At 68.3% G+C, this 20,169-nt stretch carries 16 protein-coding genes; 9 read left to right on the top strand and 7 right to left on the bottom strand.

The window, feature by feature from the left end:
• Window positions 1–7 precede the first annotated feature (7 nt).
• Both ACIA8C_RS31530 and ACIA8C_RS31525 read right to left on the bottom strand, forming a co-directional pair.
• Entirely contained in the window at window positions 8–421 is a 414-nt protein-coding gene (locus ACIA8C_RS31530) for a roadblock/LC7 domain-containing protein (RefSeq protein ID WP_011207200.1), read from the bottom strand.
• A complete protein-coding gene (locus ACIA8C_RS31525) occupies window positions 418–4,122 on the bottom strand; it encodes an ATP-binding protein (RefSeq protein WP_397141003.1) in 3,705 nt (1,234 codons plus the stop codon). The genes ACIA8C_RS31530 and ACIA8C_RS31525 overlap by 4 nt, the downstream gene beginning before the upstream one ends.
• Window positions 4,123–4,438: 316 nt before the next feature.
• Between ACIA8C_RS31525 and ACIA8C_RS31520 the strand changes: the two genes are divergently transcribed.
• From ACIA8C_RS31520 to ACIA8C_RS31500, 5 genes are all read left to right on the top strand, one after another.
• Window positions 4,439–6,466: an AMP-binding protein gene (locus ACIA8C_RS31520; RefSeq protein ID WP_397141001.1), complete on the top strand. Its 2,028-nt coding sequence runs from the start codon at window positions 4,439–4,441 to the stop codon at window positions 6,464–6,466.
• A 144-nt stretch (window positions 6,467–6,610) separates the two neighbouring features.
• A complete protein-coding gene (locus tag ACIA8C_RS31515) occupies window positions 6,611–6,997 on the top strand; it encodes a hemophore-related protein (protein ID WP_397140998.1) in 387 nt (128 codons plus the stop codon).
• 49 nt (window positions 6,998–7,046) lie between these two features.
• Complete coding sequence (locus tag ACIA8C_RS31510) at window positions 7,047–7,757, top strand: response regulator transcription factor (protein ID WP_397140996.1); 711 nt, start codon at window positions 7,047–7,049, stop codon at window positions 7,755–7,757.
• Window positions 7,757–9,127: a sensor histidine kinase gene (locus ACIA8C_RS31505; RefSeq protein ID WP_397140994.1), complete on the top strand. Its 1,371-nt coding sequence runs from the start codon at window positions 7,757–7,759 to the stop codon at window positions 9,125–9,127. The genes ACIA8C_RS31510 and ACIA8C_RS31505 overlap by 1 nt, the downstream gene beginning before the upstream one ends.
• Before the next feature lie 98 nt (window positions 9,128–9,225).
• Complete coding sequence (locus ACIA8C_RS31500) at window positions 9,226–10,395, top strand: hypothetical protein (protein WP_397140993.1); 1,170 nt, start codon at window positions 9,226–9,228, stop codon at window positions 10,393–10,395.
• A 197-nt stretch (window positions 10,396–10,592) separates the two neighbouring features.
• Here the strand turns inward: ACIA8C_RS31500 and ACIA8C_RS31495 are convergent, their stop codons facing one another.
• The 4 genes from ACIA8C_RS31495 to pdxH form a co-directional block, all read right to left on the bottom strand.
• A complete protein-coding gene (locus ACIA8C_RS31495; RefSeq protein WP_396995227.1) occupies window positions 10,593–10,952 on the bottom strand; it encodes an FKBP-type peptidyl-prolyl cis-trans isomerase in 360 nt (119 codons plus the stop codon).
• 45 nt (window positions 10,953–10,997) lie between these two features.
• On the bottom strand, window positions 10,998–12,308 hold the full coding sequence (locus ACIA8C_RS31490) for a citrate synthase (RefSeq protein WP_379282228.1): 1,311 nt from the start codon (window positions 12,306–12,308) through the stop codon (window positions 10,998–11,000).
• A gap of 243 nt (window positions 12,309–12,551) precedes the next feature.
• Window positions 12,552–13,835, bottom strand: a complete 1,284-nt coding sequence (locus ACIA8C_RS31485; protein WP_397140990.1) for an MFS transporter — start codon at window positions 13,833–13,835, stop codon at window positions 12,552–12,554.
• A gap of 32 nt (window positions 13,836–13,867) precedes the next feature.
• Complete coding sequence (gene pdxH, locus ACIA8C_RS31480) at window positions 13,868–14,596, bottom strand: pyridoxamine 5'-phosphate oxidase (RefSeq protein ID WP_397140988.1); 729 nt, start codon at window positions 14,594–14,596, stop codon at window positions 13,868–13,870.
• Between the two features lie 128 nt (window positions 14,597–14,724).
• On the opposite strand from pdxH, the gene ACIA8C_RS31475 reads away from it, so the two are divergent.
• Together ACIA8C_RS31475 and ACIA8C_RS31470 are read left to right on the top strand one after the other, a co-directional pair.
• Entirely contained in the window at window positions 14,725–15,873 is a 1,149-nt protein-coding gene (locus tag ACIA8C_RS31475) for a citrate synthase 2 (RefSeq protein ID WP_397140986.1), read from the top strand.
• A 100-nt stretch (window positions 15,874–15,973) separates the two neighbouring features.
• Window positions 15,974–16,849: a polysaccharide deacetylase family protein gene (locus ACIA8C_RS31470; RefSeq protein WP_397140984.1), complete on the top strand. Its 876-nt coding sequence runs from the start codon at window positions 15,974–15,976 to the stop codon at window positions 16,847–16,849.
• 40 nt (window positions 16,850–16,889) lie between these two features.
• Here ACIA8C_RS31470 and ACIA8C_RS31465 read toward each other — a convergent pair whose 3' ends face one another.
• Entirely contained in the window at window positions 16,890–17,564 is a 675-nt protein-coding gene (locus ACIA8C_RS31465) for a hypothetical protein (protein ID WP_397140982.1), read from the bottom strand.
• A gap of 133 nt (window positions 17,565–17,697) precedes the next feature.
• Between ACIA8C_RS31465 and serC the strand changes: the two genes are divergently transcribed.
• Window positions 17,698–18,822, top strand: coding sequence for a phosphoserine transaminase (serC, locus tag ACIA8C_RS31460; protein WP_397140981.1), 1,125 nt, complete (start codon window positions 17,698–17,700; stop codon window positions 18,820–18,822).
• A gap of 262 nt (window positions 18,823–19,084) precedes the next feature.
• Entirely contained in the window at window positions 19,085–20,164 is a 1,080-nt protein-coding gene (gene sepH, locus ACIA8C_RS31455) for a septation protein SepH (RefSeq protein ID WP_397140980.1), read from the top strand.
• Window positions 20,165–20,169: the final 5 nt, after the last annotated feature.

Here is a 20,169-nt window from a genome sequence, read left to right as displayed (position 1 = left end):
CCCACCATCAGGAACCCATCGTGACACGTGGCGTGGCCTGCACTGTCTGGCCAACCCGCTCGACCAGCAACGCCATCTCGTAGCCGACCTGACCGATGTCGCACGACGTATTGGTCAACACGGCAAGGTACGAGCCGTCGCCGACAGCCATGAGTAGCAGGTAGCCGTGCTCCATCTCGACGACGGACTGCAGCACGGTGCCGCCCTCGAACAGGTTCGAGACACCGACCGAGAGGCTGGCCAGTCCGGCGGTGACGGCCGAAAGCTGCTCGGCACGGTCGACGGGCAGCTGAGCGCTCGCGGCCATGAGTAGGCCGTCAGCCGAGACCAGGACGGCATGGGCTACGCCAGGAACCTCGTTGGCGAAGTTCGAAACCAGCCAATCCAGCTGACGATTCGTACCACCTAGATCGGGGTTCATCGGTCTCCTTTATCTCCGGTTAAGTTCATTGCTCTCATTGCGCGGCCATCCCGGACGCCCTGCTGATGGCGACTCAGGCTGGACCTGATTGTTTCTGGATCACGGCTCGGTGCTCGATCCACCGCACCGTTGACGGCGCCCGGGACCAGCCTTCCGCCCGGATTGCGTTGCGGCAACCCAGCCGCCGTCCTTGTTTCGGATTGTGCCTCGCTGGCCGCGCGGGCCGCCTGCCAACCTTCATCACCCGGTGATTCGAAGGAGGCGGCCACGGTGGACCTGTCCATATTCGGGTCTGACAGCCATGCCGACATCATTTCCGCGAAAATTGGTGTTCCGCCCATGACGGAATCGCCGGTTTCGACCGCGGGCTGGAGCCTCGTCTGGAAGAACGACGCGGTCCTCGTCGGGTTGGCCCGGTAACTGTGCCTGCCTGGATCGCCTCCTGCGGCCTCCGCGTCCTTCGGCTGTTCGTCGTTGCCGGGCAGCGTACCCCGACCCCGTTGCGACAGACCAAGACCCGGCGATGTGTCCCGCTGCGGCAGACCCTCGCCCGGCTCGCGCTGCGGCAGGTTCGGCGGCACCTGGGTGCCCGGCTGGCGCTGCGGCAGACCGGTCGGCGTCACGTCCCGCTGTGGCAGGCTCGCCGCCGCGGCGTGCCGCTGCGGCAGCCCGCCCGCGCTCGGATCGCGTTGCGGCAGACCCGAATCGCGTTGCGGCAAACCACCCGCGCTCGGCTCACGCTGGGGCAGACCACCGGAACTCGGGTCACGTTGCGGCAGACCACCGGCCGTCGGCTCACGTTGCGGCAGGCCACCCGAAGCGGGCTCCCGCTGCGGCAGCCCGCCCGCACTCGGATCGCGTTGCGGCAGACCCGAATCGCGTTGCGGCAAACCACCCGCGCTCGGCTCACGCTGCGGCAGACCACCGGACGCGGACTCGCGCTGCGGCAGCCCGTTCTCGCCACGCTGACGTCGCGGCAGACCACCTGCTGTCGGCTCCCGCTGCGGCAGCCCGCCCGCGCTCGGATCGCGTTGCGGCAGACCACCGGACGCGGACTCGCGCTGGGGCAGATCACCGGAACTCGGATCACGCTGCGGCAGCCCACCGGCGTTCGGATCGCGCTGGGGCAAGCCCTCACGCTGCGGCAGGCCACTGGGGCCGGTCTGCCGTGGCGGCAGCCCACCCGAACCGCTGTCCCGCTGCGGCAGCCCACCCGCGCTCGGGTCACGCTGTGGCAGACCACCGGGAGCGGAATCCCGTTGCGGCAGCCCGTTCTCGCCGCGCTGACGCTGCGGCAGCCCGCTCGGCGGCTGAGCAAGTCCGCTGATGCTCGGCTGCGGCACTCCGTTGCTGCCCGGCTGCCGCTTGGGCAGCTCGCCCGAATTCGCGTCCCGCGGCGGCAGACCCGTCACGGTCGGCTCGGATGGGCCGCCCGGCTGGCGCGGCGGCGGCGGACCGCCCGGGTTGAGGTTGCGCTTGGGTAGGTTCGCGGCGGCGAGCTTGCCGCGCTGCGGTCCGCTGGCCTGTTGACCCGGTGCGGGTCGCAGCGTCGGACCCTGCTGCGCGTTCGACTGCAGCCCGGACGCCATCGAATTGCCCGGCTGCCGCTGCGGCAGCCCACCACCGGCCGGAATCGGCCCGCTGGACGAGGCATTCGGATTGCTGACCGGGATCGGCCCGCTGACGCCGGGATCGACGGTCACCATGACATTGCCGCCGGGGGTGCGGGTGACCGACCGCATCTGCATCGACGACGGGGCGGACGGCCGCGGCCGCTCGGGTGTCTGTGGGGACGGGGTGACGGGCTGGGCCGTGATCGGCTTGCCCGCCACGATCAGCGCACCGGGAACGTGCACGGTCACCGTGACACCGGGATCGCGCGCGGTGTCGAAGGTTGGCCGCAGCCGCACGGTGAGACCGTGCCGCTCGGCCAGCCTGCCAACCACGAAAAGACCCATGTGCCTGGCGGTATCGGGGCCCGGCTCGGCGGTCTGTTCCAACCGCCGGTTGATATCGGCCATCTCCGACGGTGGCATACCGATACCTCGGTCGGCCACCTCGATGAGCATGCCCTGATCGTGCGCCTGCGCGAAGGTGAACTTCACGTCGGTCTCCGGCGGGGAGGCACGCAGCGCGTTGTCCAGCAGCTCGGCGAACAGGTGCGCCATGTCGGAGGCGGCGGGCTCGACCAGCGAACCACGTGGCGTGGCACCCAGTTTCACTCGCTCGTAGTCTTCAACCTCGGAGATCGCGGCGCGCAGCACGTCGGCGATCTCGACCGGCGCGGACTTGGCGCGGCGCTGCCTGGTGCCGGCCAGGATGAGCAGGTTGTCGCCGTTTCGGCGCATGCGGGCGGCGAGATGGTCCAGCCGGAAAAGGTTTTCCAGCAGGCGCGGATCCTTCTCGTCGTACTCCATCGCCTCGATCAAGCTGAGCTGATGGTCGACCAGCGACTTGGATCGCCGGGCCAGCGTCTCGAACATGTCGTTGACCTGTGAACGCATCTGCGCCTGGTCGCTCGCCAGACGCAGCGCCTGGCCGTGGATGTCGTCGACGGCGCGGGCCAGCTGGCCGATCTCCTCGGTGCTGCGCACCGGCATCGGCTCGAGCGGAACCTCTTCCGGCGAGGCGCCGTTGCGGAGCTGGGCCACCTCGTGCGGCAGGTCGCTTTCGGCGACCCGCAGCGCCGCGAGGCGAAGCCGGTGCAGCGGCACGATCATCGAGCGCGCGACGAACACGGCGAGCAAGAGCGCGGCGAGGATGGTGGCCACGACGACCGCGGTGTAGGTCCACGCGTCGCGCTGAGCGGTGGACACCAGCGAGTTCATCGCGCCGTCGATGTCCTTGGTCGCCCGGCTCACCACGAGCTCGTACACCGCGAGGCTGTCGGTCAGCGATTTCTTCAATTCACCGACCGGAACCGTGCCTGCCTGCGACTCCGGACTGTTCAGCAGCGTTACTCGGGTGTCGATGCCCGCGCGCAGATCGGCGATCGAGGTGTCGCCGTCGGAGAACCGATGCGACAGCACCCCGAGCAGCGAGCGCTCGGTGTTGGCCGCGGTGAGGAAGCCGGGTGTGCCGACCTTCGGGTTCTTCAACACATCCGGGAACGCGGCGACCTCGCCGACCAGCGTGGCCCGAGTGTTGAGCGAGTCGACCAGACGCAATTTGGCGGTGTCGACGGCGGTGTCGCTGACCTGACCGACCGTCGTCTCGACGATCCGCACGCTGTCGTTGCGCACCCGGTCGATCAGACCGATGGCGTCGGAAGTCGGCCCGGTGCTGACGTTCTTGCCTTGCTGGCGAACGGCTTTTGCCTGCGTGAGCATGCTGTCCAAGGCCGGGCGGGCACCTGAAACGCCGCTCAACTTGTCAGCGGCCTTCTCCGCGTTGGCAATCGCCTTGTCGAGATCGGCGAGGTTCTGATCGGTCACCACGGACACATTCGCCGCGACGGCGATCATCTGCGAACCCACCACCGTCGCCGTCTGCGCGCTGAGCGCGGTGACGGCCGGGATGGCCTGGACGTTCTCCGCGACGTCGGCGAGCCGACCCGAGTTGGTGAACTCCGATGAAATCCTGGACACGCCAAGGCCTACCGCGACTGCCAGGGGGACGGCGAGAACTGCCGTCACCTTCCAGCGCAGGTCCCAGTTGCCGAGCGCCCAGCGCCTTCTGCCGGACCTAGCGGCCTCACGCATCTCCCACTCACTTTCCAAACTGGCCCCAACCACGCGCCATCAGCGAACCTCCACACGCATACTGGCTCGACAGGCGGAGCTGGCCGAGAACTGCGGCTGGCCGAGAAATTGCGTCTACGACGGCCCAAATAAGTGACATCAGATTCTAACGGATCAATAACTTCTTGGGTGACTCCGAGTAAGCATGCGATCCTTGACCTGGCCGTTCCAGGCAAAACCAAAGGTCACAACACCCACCCGGGCGTCGCGTGAAGTCTGCCACAATCAACCAGATCTATCGAGGCGGGCATCGAGGCGAGGCTAGGGAGTCACGGGTTTGAACGTGCGGCACGAGTACCGACCGGTCTATCAGACCAGCTTGGTCGACCCCGCCGAGTTCTGGGCCGGGGCGGCTGAAGCGATCGACTGGGTGGTGCCACCAACCCAGATCATCGACCCGGCCGCTCGTCCGGTGGCCAGGTGGTTCACCGACGCTCGCCTCAACACCTCCTTCAACACCCTCGACCGGCATGTGCACGGTGGCTCTGCGGCAGAGGGGGGCTTAGCTGATCAGCCTGCCTTAATATACGACTCCGCTATGACCGGCACCAGAGGCGTTTTCACCTACGCCGAATTGCTCGAAAAGGTAGCCAGATTCGCGGGTGCGATGAGCCGCCTCGGGGTCGTCGCGGGCGACCGCGTCATCATCTACCTGCCGATGATCCCCGAAGCCGTGATCGCCATGCTGGCCTGCGCGCGGATCGGCGCGGTGCACTCGGTGGTGTTCGGCGGCTTCGCGGCACCCGAGCTCGCCGCGCGCATCGACGACGCGGAACCCGTGTTGATCATCACAGCTTCGGGCGGCCTGGAACCGGGCAAACAGCTCGAATATCCGCCGATTGTGTTGCAAGCCTTGGATCTCGCCGAGACCACCGCACCGCGCACGGTGATCGTGAAGCAGCGGCCGCAGTTCCCGACGATCCACTTCTCCGCGCCGCAGGCCGCGACCGAATCGCTGCCGAGTTCCGCGCAGACCGTCGCGGCGCAATGGCTCGATTGGGACGACGCTGTCCGAGATGCGCCACTGGCCGAGCCGGTCCCGGTCGCCGCGACCGATCCGCTCTACATCCTCTACACCTCGGGCACTACCGGGAAACCCAAAGGGGTGGTTCGGGACAACGGCGGACACGCGGTTGCCCTCGCCTGGTCCATGCGCAATATCTACGACATCGGCCCGGGCCAGGTGATGTGGACGGCCTCCGATGTCGGCTGGGTCGTCGGACACTCCTACATCGTCTACGCGCCGCTGCTGGTCGGCGCGACCACGCTGCTGTACGAAGGCAAGCCGATCGGCACGCCCGACGCGGGCGCTTACTGGCGGGTGGTCGCCGAACACAACGTTCGCGTGCTGTTCACCGCGCCGACCGCGCTGCGCGCCATCCGCAAGGCCGATCCGGAGGCCGAGCTCGCCCACCGCCACGACCTGTCGTCGCTGCGCGCGCTGTTCTGCGCGGGCGAACGACTAGATCCCGCGACCTATGCCTGGGCCGACGAGGTGCTGCTCGCCGATCGCACCGACTGCCCGGTGGTCGACCACTGGTGGCAGACCGAGACCGGCTGGCCGATCTGCGCGAACCCTCTTGGCCTGCAACAACTTCCGATCAAGGCGGGCTCGGCCTCGGTGCCGGTGCCCGGTTTCCGGCTTCGGGTGCTCGATTCCGAGGGCAACCCCGTGCCGCCGAATACCGAGGGCAACATCGTGATCGGGCTGCCGCTGCCGCCCGGCACGCTCACCGGACTGTGGAACGACGACGCGCGCTACCAGCGTTCGTATCTGTCCGCCTACCCCGGCCACTACCTCACCGGCGACTCCGGTTACTTCGACGAGGACGGCTACCTCTACGTGCTCGGCCGCAGCGACGATGTGATCAATATGGCCGGGCACCGGTTGTCGGCGGGCAGCATCGAGGCGGCCATCGCGGGACACGAGGCGGTGGCCGAGTGCGCGGTGATCGGGCTGCCCGACGAACTCAAGGGGCACCGGCCGCTGGCATACGTGGTGCTCAAGTCCGGGGTCGAGGTGGATCCGGCGCGGCTGCGCGACGAACTGATCGAACGGGTGCGCTCGCAGATCGGCGCGATCGCCACGCTGCACGACGCCGTGATCGTCACCGCGCTGCCGAAGACCAGGTCGGGCAAGATCCTGCGGAAGACCATTCGGCAGATCACCGCCGGTGAGGCGTACGAGATTCCGTCCACCATCGAGGATCCGGCGGTGCTCGACGCGTTGACGGAACAGATCCACAACGCGAACCGAGCCGTGCCGGACCCGGTGGCGACACCAGATGTGGGCTCGCCCGCCTGACCTTCCCCCACGAAATCGTTCGTCCCGCTTAGGGATTGGCGTGTACTCAGAGATTCCTCAGAGAACGTTCACACAGGTGCCAGTGCGGCGGCCTAGCGTCGAGGGCGCTAGGCACTAACCCCTCGACGAACTGGAGTCACACCCATGAAGCGTTCTGTTGGCCGTCCCGCCGTCGCCGCACTCGCCGCGGGCGGGCTGGCCACCGTTGCCGTGTTGCTCAGCCCCGCGATCGCCTCCGCAGGCCCGATGGAGCTCGCCGGTCCGCTGCTGAATTCGGACTGTTCGTTCACCCAGGTCGACGCCGCGCTGCACGACAAGGCGCCCCAGCTCGCCAAGATGCTCGACGCGAACCCGTCGCAGAAGGCCGAACTGCAGCGCAAGTTCGATCAGCCGGTCGAGCAGCGCCGCGCGGAACTGCAGCAGGCCATCGACAACAACCCCGACGCAGTAGAGCAGGCCCAGAACGACCCCCGCTACGGCCAGCTGCGCCAAACCATCCAGGCAGTCGCGGATTCTTGCCACAACTACTGACGCGCGTGCATGGCCTACTTGACCGGCTGAACCGCTCGGTGACGGCAGAATGACTGAGGTGACACCCACGACCCCGACCGTCCTCGTCGTCGATGACGACGAGGACGTGCTCGCGTCGGTCGAGCGCGGGCTGCGACTTTCCGGCTTCCACGTGCTGGTGGCCAGGGACGGCGGGCAGGCGCTGCGCAGCGTGAACGAGCACGCGCCGGACGCGATCGTGCTCGATATGAACATGCCGGTGCTCGACGGTGCCGGGGTGGTGACCGCGTTGCGTGCGATGGGCAACGAGGTGCCGATCTGCGTACTCAGCGCGCGGGCCTCGGTGGACGACCGCATCTCTGGGCTGGAATCGGGGGCCGACGATTATCTGGTCAAGCCGTTCGTGCTTGCCGAACTCGTCGCGCGGATCAAGGCGCTGCTGCGCAGGCGGACCGATACCCAGTCGCCGACCACGCCGGGCGCGATCACCGTCGGCCCGCTGGAGGTCGATGTCGCGGGCTATCGCGCGCTGCTCGACGGCATCGAAATCGAGCTCACCAAGCGGGAATTCGAGCTGCTGTCCACGCTGGCGCGCAATGTCGGCGTGGTGCTGAGCCGGGAGCGGCTGCTGGAACTGGTGTGGGGCTACGACTTCGCGGCCGACACCAACGTGGTCGACGTCTTCGTCGGTTATCTGCGGCGCAAGCTGGAGGTGGATGGCGCGCCCCGGTTGTTGCACACGATCCGCGGGGTCGGTTTCGTGCTGCGGGCACCGAAGTGATGTCGGCACCCACGCCGAAAACCCGTCGGCGCCCGGCCTTTTCACTACGCACCCGGGTCGCGGGCGCGGCGGCTGCCGGCGCGGTGGTGATCGTCTCGGTGATCAGCGTGATCAGCATCCACGCGATCGAGCGCAACAATATCCGGCAATCCGATCAGCAGCTCGCGGTCGCCGCGCGCATCGTGCCGATCGAACCGGTCATCATCGTCCGGGTCATCGGCTTCGTGCCAGGGCTGACCAACGACATCGCGGTCACCGTTCGGATGGACGGCAACGTCATCGCGAGCACGCCGACCCAATTGCCCGATCTGGCACCGGGTTCGCGGACGGTCACGGTCGGCGGCACGCCCTACCGGATCCTGTCCACCACCGAGAACCAGCCGCCCGGCCGGGTGGTGTCGATGGGCATCCCGGCCGCGTCGGCGGCCGCCGCGACCGCCGAGCAGCAGCGCTGGGTGCTCGGCGGCGCATTGTTCGCCATCGCCGCCGCCGCGGCGCTCGGCTGGCTGCTGGCCGGGCGTGCGGTGCGTCCGATCGTGCGGCTCACCCGTCAGGTCGACGCGCGCAGCGGGCTGCCCGATCCGGGGAACCCGCAGACACCGGTGGACGGGTCGGGCGTGCGCGAGGCGGAACGGCTTGCCGACGCGGTGAATACCATGCTGCAGCGGGTGGACCAGGCACAATCGGCGACCGCCGCCGCGCTGGAGACCGCGCGCGATTTCGCCGCCGTGTCCGCGCACGAGCTGCGCACGCCGCTCACCGCCATGCGCACCGATCTGGAGGTTTTGCGCACCCTGGACCTGGACGAGGCACAGCGCGCGGAGATCCTCGCCGACCTGCAGCGCAGCCAGGGCCGGGTGGAGACCACCCTGGCCGCGCTGGAACGGCTGGCCACCGGCGATCTCACCAATGAACGCGACCATGTCGCCACCGATGTCGGCGACCTGTGCGACCAGGCCGCGCACGACGCCATGCGGCACTTCCCGGGGTTGAAAGTCCGCATCGACAGCGATACCGAGCTGGTCACCCGTGGCCTGCCCGCCGGCCTGCGCCTCGCGGTGGACAACGCGCTGGCCAACTCGGTCAAGCACGGCCGCGCCACCGAGGCGCTGGTGTCCGCGCACCGGGCACCGAACGGCCACATCGTCATCAGCGTCGACGACAACGGGCACGGCATCCCACCGCACGAGCGCCAGGCCGTCTTCGACCGCTTCTTCCGCGGCAGTCAGGCGAGCAAGGGCGGCTCCGGCCTCGGCTTGGCCTTGGTCGCCCAGCAGGCCCAATTACACGGCGGCCATGCCTATTTCGACGACGGCACGCTGGGCGGCATCCGCCTCGTCCTAGACCTCCCGGCCCCCACCACCCCTTAACCACCGCGACCGAAGGGGCCTTTGGTCGGGATGGCCCTTAGCGAACTCTCATGGAAACGCCAGTGGTTGGGTCATGTGGGGGTTCTATGGTCGGGGCTGTGATCGGAAAACGTGCCCGCTGGGGTGTTCTCGCCGTTGCTCTTGTCAGTGTCGGCGCGCTCAGCGCCGGGCTCATCGCGTGCAGCCGATCGGACCGCGAACCCACCGGTATTGCCCTGGTCAACGCTGATACGGGGCCGACGGGAGCGAAGGTGATCAAGGCGTTGCAGGACGCGGGCGGGTACGAATGGACCGCGGCCAAGCCTGGTGAGGCGAGCACCGACGACTACGCGGCGGTGATCACGCTGCCCGCCGACCTCACCGAATCCATGGGCACGCTGGCCGGGACGCAGCCGCGCCGGGCCAAAGTCACCGTGGACACGCACCGGGGCGCGGACACCGATCTGGTGAACGGCGCGGTCACCGAGGTGACGCACCGGGTCGGCGCGGCAGGTGTGGATGCCGCGCTGTCCGCGGTCGGGCAGGCGCGCAGCCAGATGACCCAGGCGCAGTTCACCGCGCAGTTGCTGAAGGCCGGGGTGAACGCGGCCGCCGCGGGCACCGAGCAGTTCAGCTCGGGCGCAGGCCAGCTGCTCGGCTTCCTGAACTTCGCCAAAGAGGGTTCGGCACAACTGACTTCGGCCATCACGCTGCTCAACTCGACCGTGGACGGCGCGACCGCGCAGGCGAATCAACTTGCCGCCGCACTGGATTCGACCGGCATCACGATCGCGCAGGTGGAGCAGACGGCGAATACGGTGAGCTCGGGCCTCGACCAGATTCTGCCGCCACTGCGCGCGCTGCCCTTCGCCGGCGATCCGGCGCTGGCCGACATCATCAAGAAGCTCGAAGCCCTGCAGGGCATTTCGGGTCAGGCCGGATCGCAGCTCAGCGGCCTCGGCTCGCTGGTGGGCGGCGCGGTCGACCCGAACACCGATCTCGGCACCCTGCTGCACACCGTGGTCGACCGGTTGACCAGTGCCAGTGCGCAATTGAACGAAGGCGCGAAGCTAGCCCAGGATCTACCCAGGCTCGCCGACGAGGGCGGTGCCCAATTGGTCAGCGCCATCAGCCAACTCACCGGCGGCGTCACCCAGCTGCAGACCATCGTCGGCAACCTGAGCACCCAGACCGACAAGGCCGTCGAGGCGCTCCCCCAGCGCAGCAGCGCCCAACAGTCCGCCTTGGCACTCGCCCTCACCGATCCCGTAGAGGTTGTCCGACAATAGAAATGGCAATGGCCCGAACCCCAGAGATCTGGAATACGGACCATCTACACCAGCCACCGCACGCGCGAGTCTTACGAGCGCCGTTCGCGGCCCGTCTCGCGTCCCAGCTGTCGAAGCGCATGTGCCGCAGGCGCGAGTCTCGACAGCTGGGACGCGAGACACCAGGGGGCCGCGAACACCCGCGGCCACGCGGCAAATTACTGAGCGTCCAGCAGGTCGATGATGAAGACCAGGGTCTTGCCCGCGAGGGGATGTCCCGCGCCGGCCGGGCCGTAGGCCAGGGCGGGCGGGATGGTGAGCTGGCGGCGGCCGCCGACCTTCATGCCGGGGATGCCGTCCTGCCAGCCCTGGATCAGGCCGCGCAGCGGGAAGTTGATGGCCTCGCCGCGGTTCCAGGAGGAGTCGAATTCTTCGCCGGTATCGAATTCCACGCCGACGTAGTGCACCTCGACGTTGCCGCCCGGCACGGCTTCCTTGCCTTCGCCTTCGATGATGTCCTTGATCACCAGCTCGGCAGGCGCGGGGCCGCCCTGGAACTCGATCTCCGGCTTGGTCATTCGGCTTATCCCCTTCGATAGGTGATGGTGGGTGTAACGGTGGAACTAACGATTGGTGATCTCGCGGTAGTCGCGAGCGCCGTAGCCGGTGTAGATCTGCCGCGGGCGGCCGATTTTCAGTGGCTCGCTGTGCATTTCGCGCCAGTGCGCGATCCAGCCCGGCAGTCGGCCCATCGCGAACAGCACGGTGAACATGCGGGTCGGGAAGCCCATCGCCTTGTAGATCACGCCGGTGTAGAAGTCGACGTTCGGGTACAGGCGACGCTCGACGAAGTACTCGTCGGTGAGCGCGGCCTCTTCCAGCGCCTGCGCGATGTCGAACAGCTCGTCGTTGCCGAGCTTGTTGAGGATCGCGTCGGCGTGCTTCTTGGCGATCGCGGCGCGCGGGTCGTAATTGCGGTAGACGCGGTGCCCGAAGCCCATCAGCTTCACGCCGTCTTCCTTGTTCTTGACCTTGCGGATGAATTCCTTGACGTCGCCGCCGTCGGCCTTGATGCCGTCGAGCATCTCCAGCACGGCCTGGTTCGCGCCGCCGTGCAGCGGGCCCCACAGCGCGTTGATGCCGCCGGACACCGAGGTGAACAGGTTGGCGTCGGAGGAGCCGACCAGCCGGACCGTCGAGGTGGAGCAGTTCTGCTCATGGTCGGCGTGCAGGATGAGCAGCATGTCCAGCGCCGCGGCCACCTCGGGGTCCACCTCGTACGGCTCGGCCGGGAACCCGAAGGTCATCCGCAGGAAGTTCTCCACCAGGCTCAGCGAGTTGTCCGGGTAGAGGAACGGCTGGCCGACCGACTTCTTGTACGAGTAGGCCGCGATGGTCGGCAGCTTGGCCAGCAGCCGGATGGTGGACAGCTCGACCTGCTCGGGGTCGCGCGGATCCAGCGAATCCTGGTAGTAGGCCGACAGCGCGTTCACCGCGGAGGACAGCACCGGCATCGGGTGCGCGTTGCGCGGGAAACCGTCGAAGAACCGCTTCAGATCCTCGTGCAGCAGCGTGTGCCTGCGGATCCGGTCGGTGAAGTCGTCGAGCTGGGTCTGCGTGGGCAGCTCCCCGTAGATCAGCAGGTAGCTGACCTCGATGAAGGTCGACGTCCCGGCCAGCTGGTCGATCGGGTAACCGCGGTAACGCAGGATGCCCGCCTCACCGTCGATGTAGGTGATCGCCGACTTGGTCGGGGCGGTGTTCATGAAGCCCGGGTCGTAGGTGACGTATCCCGTGCTGGCCAGGAGCTTTCCCAGCTCGATTCCGTCGTTGCCTTCAGCGGCCTTGGCGACCGTCATCGGGAACTCCCCGCCGGGGTAGGTAAGCACCGGCTTGGCGTCTTCGTCGACGTTGATGATGTTCTCAGCGGGCACGGAAGGATCCCTCTCAGGCTAGAACCGTAGGCACCGTCGCGGTCGGCGCACGATGCACTTCTCTCAACGCTAGACGTTCACCGACACGGACAATCAGGAGGGTAGTCCTGCGGCACCTCACATCTCCACCTCGCTGGCGCTCGGCGGAGCCGTTCGGCGAAGCCGCTGTGTTGATGGTTCGCCTCGTGGCCGAGTGAGGCTCCGGCGAGGCGCCGCACGCCGGTTGCCGAATATTCGCCGAGCTCATGGTGCCACTATTTCCGCATGTGCGCGGCCTACCCGGTAGCGCACGAATGCCGGGAACGCGATAGCGGCGAGCAGCACGCCGATCACCACCAGACCGCCACCGCCCGCGGCAGCAACGGCAGTACCCAGACTGGCCGCCGCAAAACCGTGGGCAACATCACCGATGCGCGGCCCACCTGCGACAACCACGATGAACACGCCCTGCAGCCTGCCCCGCATCTCGTCGGTAGCGACCTGCTGCAGCATGGTCACCCGCAGCGCCGCCGAGATCATGTCCACCGCGCCGCCGAAGGCCGAGCAGATCAGCGCGAGCCACAGTCCGACGCCGAGGCCGAGCCCGTGCCCGGTGAATCCGACGGCAACGCCGAAGCCGACCATGGCCACGCCCCACAGCGCGATGCAGACGAGCACGGCAAGGCCCTGGCGCCGGATCCGCGGTATCCAGCCGGAGAAGATCCCGCCGAGCACCGCGCCCGCCGACATGGACGCGAACAGCAGGCCGAGCGCCACCCCACCGGTGGTCGGGTCGCCGAATGTCTCGTGCGCGATCTGCGGGAACAGCGCGCGCGGCATGCCGAACACCATGGCGATCACGTCCACCGCGAACGAGGCGAGCAGGATCCGTTGCGTGGCCAGGTAGCCGAAACCGTCCAGCACCGTGCGGAATCCGGCTTTGCGCGCGGATCCGGTCGGCGGCAGCGCGGGCAGCCGCCACACCGCCCAGATCGTGGCGAGCAGGGCGATGGAGTCGATCAGGTAGAGGGTGGACAGCCCGACCACCGGGATCAGCACGCCCGCCAGCACCGGTCCGGCGATGGCGCCGAACTGCATCACCGTCATGCTCAGCGAATTGGCCGCGGCCAGTTGGTCTTCCGGCAGCAGTCGCGGGATGGTGGCGCTACGCGTCGGCTGATTCACCGCGAAGAACGCCTGCTGCACCGCGAACAGGCCGAGCACCACCCACACGTTGTCGACACCCGACGCGGCCTGCGCCCAGAACGCCACCGCGGTCAGCCCGGTGCCCGCGTTGGTGATCAGCATCAGCTTGCGCCGGTCCATCACGTCCGCGAGCGCGCCGCCCCACAGCCCGAACACGATCAGCGGCACCAGGCCGAACAGGCCGGCCAGGCCCACATAGCCTGAGCTGCCGGTGATCTGGAAGATCTGCTGCGGCACCGCGACGATGGACAGCTGCGCCCCGATGATGGTGACGACCCCCGAGGTCCACAGGCGCCGATAGTCGGGATTTCGCAGCGGTGTCGTGTCGGCCAGCAGTCTCACCGGCGGCAGCGTAACCGAATCGGGAAATACCGTCAGGGCTGTAGTCGCTGCACCGTCATCGCGTCCTTCTCGATGAGCACCCGAATCCGGTTGTGCAGCCTGCCGCGGCGGCCCTGCCAGAACTCCACCTCGTCCGGGCGGAGCAGGAAGCCACCCCAGTGCGGCGGCACCGGAATCTCGTCGACGTCGTCGAAGCGCGCGACCGTCTCGGCCATCATGCGGTCCATCTCGGCACGCGACCCGATCGGCTTGGACTGCTGCGAGGCCCACGCGCCGAGCTGCGAATCGCGCGGGCGGGAGCGCCAGTACACCGCGGTGGTCTCGGCGGCGACCCGCTCGATCGCGCCGCGCACGTGCACCTGCCTGCCGAGCGCGGGCCAGACGAAGGTGACGGCGGCGAACGGGACCGCGGCCAGCTGGCCGCCCTTGGCCGAGTCGTAGTTGGTGTAAAAAGTCACACCCTCGGGGGAAAGTCCTTTACACAGCACCGTCCTGGCGACCGGTCGCGGCGTGCCGTCGGCCAGTGACACGGTGGCCAGCACCATGGCGTTCGGCTCCGCGACGCCGACCGCGGTCGCCTGCTCGATCCAGTGGCGCAACAACGGCTCCCAGCCGCCGGCCAGCCATGTTTCGTCCAAATCGACGTCTTCGCCGCTGCCGAACGGGGCGCCCGCATAGTCGGCGCGCATGGCGGCGAGGTCGGTGCTCGACGGGATATCGGCCTTCTCCTGGCCGTCGGGTGAATTGTCCAGGTCACGCATGGGCCAGACGTTACTCCGCGGTAGCAAGGATCTAAGGTGATGATGATCGGCATGTGCTCGGCGAGCCTCATCAACCCCTGATCGACGCGAGCATCATGCGGCCCGAAGTTGCAAGGAGAAGTCACACCATGACTACCACCCCCGCGGTGCCTACCGGGCAGACCGCCGTACCCAGTGATTTCGTCAGTGGCCTCGAGGGCGTGGTGGCTTTCACCACCGACATCGCCGAGCCCGACAAGGACGGCGGCGCGCTGCGCTACCGCGGTGTCGATATCGAGAACCTGGTCGAGGGCCAGGTGACCTTCGGTGACGTCTGGGCCCTGCTGGTCGACGGCGAGTTCGGCCGCGGCCTGCCACCCGCCGAGCCCTTCCCGCTGCCGGTGCACACCGGCGACGTGCGCGTCGACGTGCAGGCGGGCCTGGCCATGCTCGCCCCGATCTGGGGCTACCAGCCGCTGCTCGACATCGATGACGAGACCGCGCGAGACAACCTGGCCCGCGCCTCGGTGATGGCGCTGTCCTACGTCGCGCAGTCCGCCCGCGGCATCTACCAGCCCGCGGTGCCGCAGCAGAAGATCGACGAGTGCAACACGGTCACCGAGCGGTTCATGACCCGCTGGAAGGGTGACCCGGACCCGAAGCACACCGAGGCGATCGACGCCTACTGGGTGTCGGCCGCCGAGCACGGCATGAACGCCTCCACCTTCACCGCGCGGGTGATCGCCTCGACCGGTGCCGACGTCGCGGCCTCGCTGTCCGGCGCGATCGGCGCCATGTCCGGCCCGCTGCACGGTGGCGCGCCCGCCCGCGTGCTGCCGATGATCGAAGAGGTCGAAAAGACCGGCGACGCAAGGGCACTGGTCAAGGGCATCCTGGACCGCAAGGAAAAGCTGATGGGCTTCGGGCACCGGGTGTACCGGGCCGAGGACCCGCGCGCCCGCGTGCTGCGCGCCACCGCCAAGCGACTCGCCGCCCCGCGCTACGAGGTGGCCGCCGCGCTGGAGCAGGCCGCGCTCGCCGAACTGCGCGAGCGTCGCCCGGACCGGGCGATCGAGACCAACGTCGAGTTCTGGGCGGCGGTGATCCTCGACTTCGCCGAGGTGCCCGCGCACATGATGCCCGCCATGTTCACCTGTGGCCGCACCGCGGGCTGGTGCGCGCATATCCTCGAGCAGAAGCAGCTCGGCAAGCTGGTGCGTCCGGCGGCCATCTACACCGGACCGGCACCGCGCCGCCCGGAGGATGTCGCGGGCTGGGCAGCCATCTCGCACGCGTAGCAATAGGCAAATAGCATTACCGCGAGCCGGATGTCCTGCCCCACTTGGACGTTCGGCTCGCGTAGCATCCGGGGCTGACTTCGAAAAGAGGGGTTGACGGATGTTCGAAAGAGGGCTGTCGCGGCGGCGGATGTTCGGCGTCGGCGCCGCGCTTGCCGGGTTCGCCGCCACCGGATGTGGCACGACCCACGGCAATACGGCCGCCGCCGAGCCGAGTTCGACCAGTCCCTACCCGGTCGCGGACAATTCCCCCGTGGTCGCCAAGGCCGCCCCCGCGCCGCAGGACAACTCCCCCGCCGCGGTGGTCGCCCGGCACGCGGGCGAGCAGCCGCGGCAGTGGGGCGTCGAGATGCAGGGCATCATCAGCACGTTCGCGGCCACCGGCAAGCAGATGGCGCTGACCTTCGACGCGTGCGGCGGGCCTGGCAACAACGACATAGATGAGTCGTTGGTGAACTTCCTGATCGCCCACCAGATTCCGGCCACCCTGTTCCTGAACAAGCGCTGGATCGACGCCAACCAGGCACGGGCCGCCCAGCTGGCCATGAGCCCGCTGTTCGAACTGGCCAATCACGGTGTGGCACACCGGCCGCTGTCGGTGAACGGGCGCGCCGCCTATGGGATCAACGGCACCGGCTCGGCGCAGGAGGCGGTCGACGAGGTCTGGGCCAATCACGAGCGGCTGCGTGGACTGGTCGGCCGGGCGCCGCGGTTCTTCCGGGCGGGCACCGCGCACTACGACGAGGTCGCGGTCGCCATCGTGAACGAATTGGGGGAAACCCCGGTCGGTTTCAGCATCAATGCCGATTACGGTGCGACCGCGACCGCCGCCAAGGTGCAGGCCGCGATGAATGCCGCTGCGCCGGGGGCGATTTCCCTCGCGCACATGCACCGCCCGCAGTCCGGCACCGGAGCGGGCATGATCGCCGCCCTGCCGACCATCCGCGACATGGGCTTTACGTTCGTGCACCTCTGAAGCCACGCGCGGTGCCGCGGGAAATCGGCAGGCGTGCGGGTCAGTCCTCCCCGAGCGACGCGGCCCAGTCGACCGCGACGGATTCGCCGTGATCCACGGTGAAGAAGGCGACCTCCAGATGCTGTCCGAGATCGACAAGCCCGATCGCGGACAAGGGCACCGGTTGCACCAGGCGGACCAGCCACGGCGTCGGCTCGTCCCAGGCGCGCAGCTCGAGGTCGAGGCGAAGCACCGGATCGTCGCGGCCGGAATAGTCCGCGGCGACCGGGGTCGCGGCGAGCACCGTAGCGTCGGCGCGGCGGCCGTCGGCGAGGATCTTCGAGATGCTGGCCCGGCCGGTCTCCGCGAAATCGGGCACGTAGAGCACCAACCGATCTCGATCGCCGGGGTCGACTCGGCAGCACACCACGTCACCGGGCTGCATCCACTCCAGGTTCGCGGCGGACACGCGCTGGCGCACTCTGGTCTCGTAGGGCGGTATTCCGTCGACCAGGACCCGGGCCCAGAAGACATGTCCGGGCGCGCCGTTCACGCCGGGCGCGCCGGTCGTCACTTTGGTGCTCGGCCGCACGCCGAGGATCGTCGCCGAACCCAGCGCGCCATGCATCAGCAACTCTCGTCTTGCGCCGTCGGAAATAGCGCCGATGCGCAGCCCGAAGCTCCGTGGCCGTCGACCGAGCAATCGCCACCCCGAGTTCGCCGACGCCATGTTCATGGGCGCAAAGGTTAGCTGGAGTGTGGTCGGCGACACAGCAATACCACCGCAACCGGAGCAGACCGTGACAAATCCGGCGCCAGGTGCCGACCCACACGAACCGGGCTGGTCCGACACGCTTTACCCTGTTCGCATGACCACTGCGTTCCCGACGATTCCCGACGACCTCAAGCCCGCCGACGGACGCTTCGGCTGTGGCCCCTCCAAGGTGCGACCGGAGCAGTTGCAGTCCCTGGTGACCGTCGGCGCCTCGGTGTTCGGCACGAGTCACCGGCAGAAGCCGGTGAAAGATGTGGTCGCGCGGGTGCGCTCGGGTCTACGCGAACTGTTCGGCCTGCCCGACGGTTACGAGGTCGTGCTCGGTAACGGTGGCACCACCGCGTTTTGGGACGCGGCCGCGTTCGGCCTGATCCGGGAGCGTTCGCTGCACCTCACCAACGGTGAGTTCAGCTCGAAGTTCGCCAGCGTGGCCAAGGGCAACCCGTTCATCGGCGACCCGATCGTCATCTCGGCCGAGCCGGGCAGCGCGCCGGAGCCGGTGTCGGATCCCTCGGTCGACCTGATCGGCTGGGCACACAACGAAACCTCCACCGGCGTCTCGATTCCGGTGCAGCGTCCGGCGGGTTCGGCGAACGCGCTGATCGCCATCGACGCCACCTCGGGCGCGGGCGGTCTGCCGGTGAACATCACCGACGCCGATGTCTACTACTTCGCGCCGCAGAAGTGCTTCGCCGCCGACGGCGGTCTGTGGGTCGCGCTGATGAGCCCCGCCGCGCTGGCCAGGGTCGACGAGATCAAGGCAGCGGGCCGGTGGACCCCGGAGTTCCTTTCGCTGCCGATCGCGATCGACAACAGCACCAAGGACCAGACCTACAACACCCCGGCGCTGGCCACCCTGCTGCTGTTCGCCGACCAGATCGAGTGGCTCAACGGCAACGGCGGCCTGGACTGGGCGGTCAAGCGGACGCTGGATTCTTCCTCGCGCCTGTACAACTGGGCCGAGTCGAGCGAATTCGCCACGCCGTACGTCGCCGACCCGGCGCACCGCTCGCAGGTGGTCGGCACCATCGACTTCGCCGACTCGGTCGACGCGGCCGCGGTGGCGAAGGTGCTGCGCGCCAACGGAATCGTCGACACCGAGCCCTACCGCAAGCTGGGCCGCAACCAGCTGCGCGTCGGCATGTTCCCGGCCATCGATCCGGAGGACGTCAGCCAGCTCACGCGCAGCATCGACTGGGTCGTACAGAATCTGGGCTGAGGCTCCACGAATCCGGTAAGGGCCGTTGACATCCGGTGTCACTTGCTTCCCATCGAGTGACATCGGCCACTCCCACCCAAGTGCCACAGCGCGAGTCTTACGAGCTCCGGAGGCGCTGCAAAAACCAACACAGCAGATTAGCGGGGCGCGGGAGTGTCTTCGGAGATTTCCGCCCCGCGTGTCTCGCCCCACGAATCCCAGAAGTGCACTACTGTTTCGGAAAGTGGGCGGTGTCGCGGGTCGACGCGGTAAGGAGGTAACGGTGCGTGAACTTCGAGTGATCGGGGTGACGCCCGACTCCACGCACATCGTGTGTGTCGACACCGAGTCCGGAGCGAAGTACCGGCTACCCGCCGACGACAAGCTACGAGCCGCAGCGCGCGGCGACCTTGCCCGATTCGGCCAGATCGAGATCGAAATGGAAGCAACTATGCGTCCTCGCGATATTCAGGCTCGTATCCGTGCCGGCGCCTCCGTCGAACAGGTCACCGAAGAATCCGGCATGCCGGCCAGCCGCGTCGAGCGGTTCGCCTACCCCGTGTTGCTGGAACGTGCCCGCGCAGCCGAACTCGCGCAGAAGGCGCACCCCGTCCGCCCCGACGGCCCCGCCGTTGAAATCCTCATCGACGTCGTCACCGCGGCATTCACCGAGCGCGGCCACAATATCGAAGGCGCCGAATGGGACGCCTGGAAGGACGAGAAGGGCTTCTGGGTCGCCCAATTGCAGTGGCAGAACGGGCGTTCCGAGATCGCCGCGCACTGGCGCTACCAGCCGGACGCGCACGGCGGATCGGTCTCCCCGCTCGATGACCCCGCCTCCGACCTGATCGATCCCGACTTCGGCCGCGCGCTGCGCGGTCTCGCGACGATCCTGCCCGCCGAGCCGGAGGTCGCCGCGCCCGCGCCGCAGCCGGAACCCGCGGTAGAGCCGCGTCCCGCACCCGCCGCACCCGCCGCGCCGCCCGCGCGCCCCGCGGCGCGCCAGCAGAGCCAGCCCACCCTGGACGAGTACTACGAACAGCGTGCCGTCGCCGCCGGTGGCGCGAACACGCCTGCCATCACGGCGGGCGCGACCGCAACCCCCACTGCCACCAGCACCGCGACGCCCGCCGCGGCAAACCCGGCACCCGCACCGAGCGCGCCCGCGCCGACACCGCCAAGCGCCCCGGCGGAGTCCACCCCCGCCGCGCCTGCCGCGTCGACCAAGCCCGCCGCCGAGGAACCCGCCAAGCCCGCCGCCAACGGCAAGGCGCCCGCTAAGTCCGCCCGTACCAAGCGCGGCAAGGCACCCATGCCGTCCTGGGAAGATGTCCTCCTCGGCGTGCGCAGCTCAGGCCACTGAGCGGG

The organism is Nocardia sp. NPDC051321 (assembly GCF_044455225.1).
Lineage (GTDB): Bacteria > Actinomycetota > Actinomycetes > Mycobacteriales > Mycobacteriaceae > Nocardia.
This window is presented reverse-complemented; position numbering and strand designations above follow the sequence as displayed.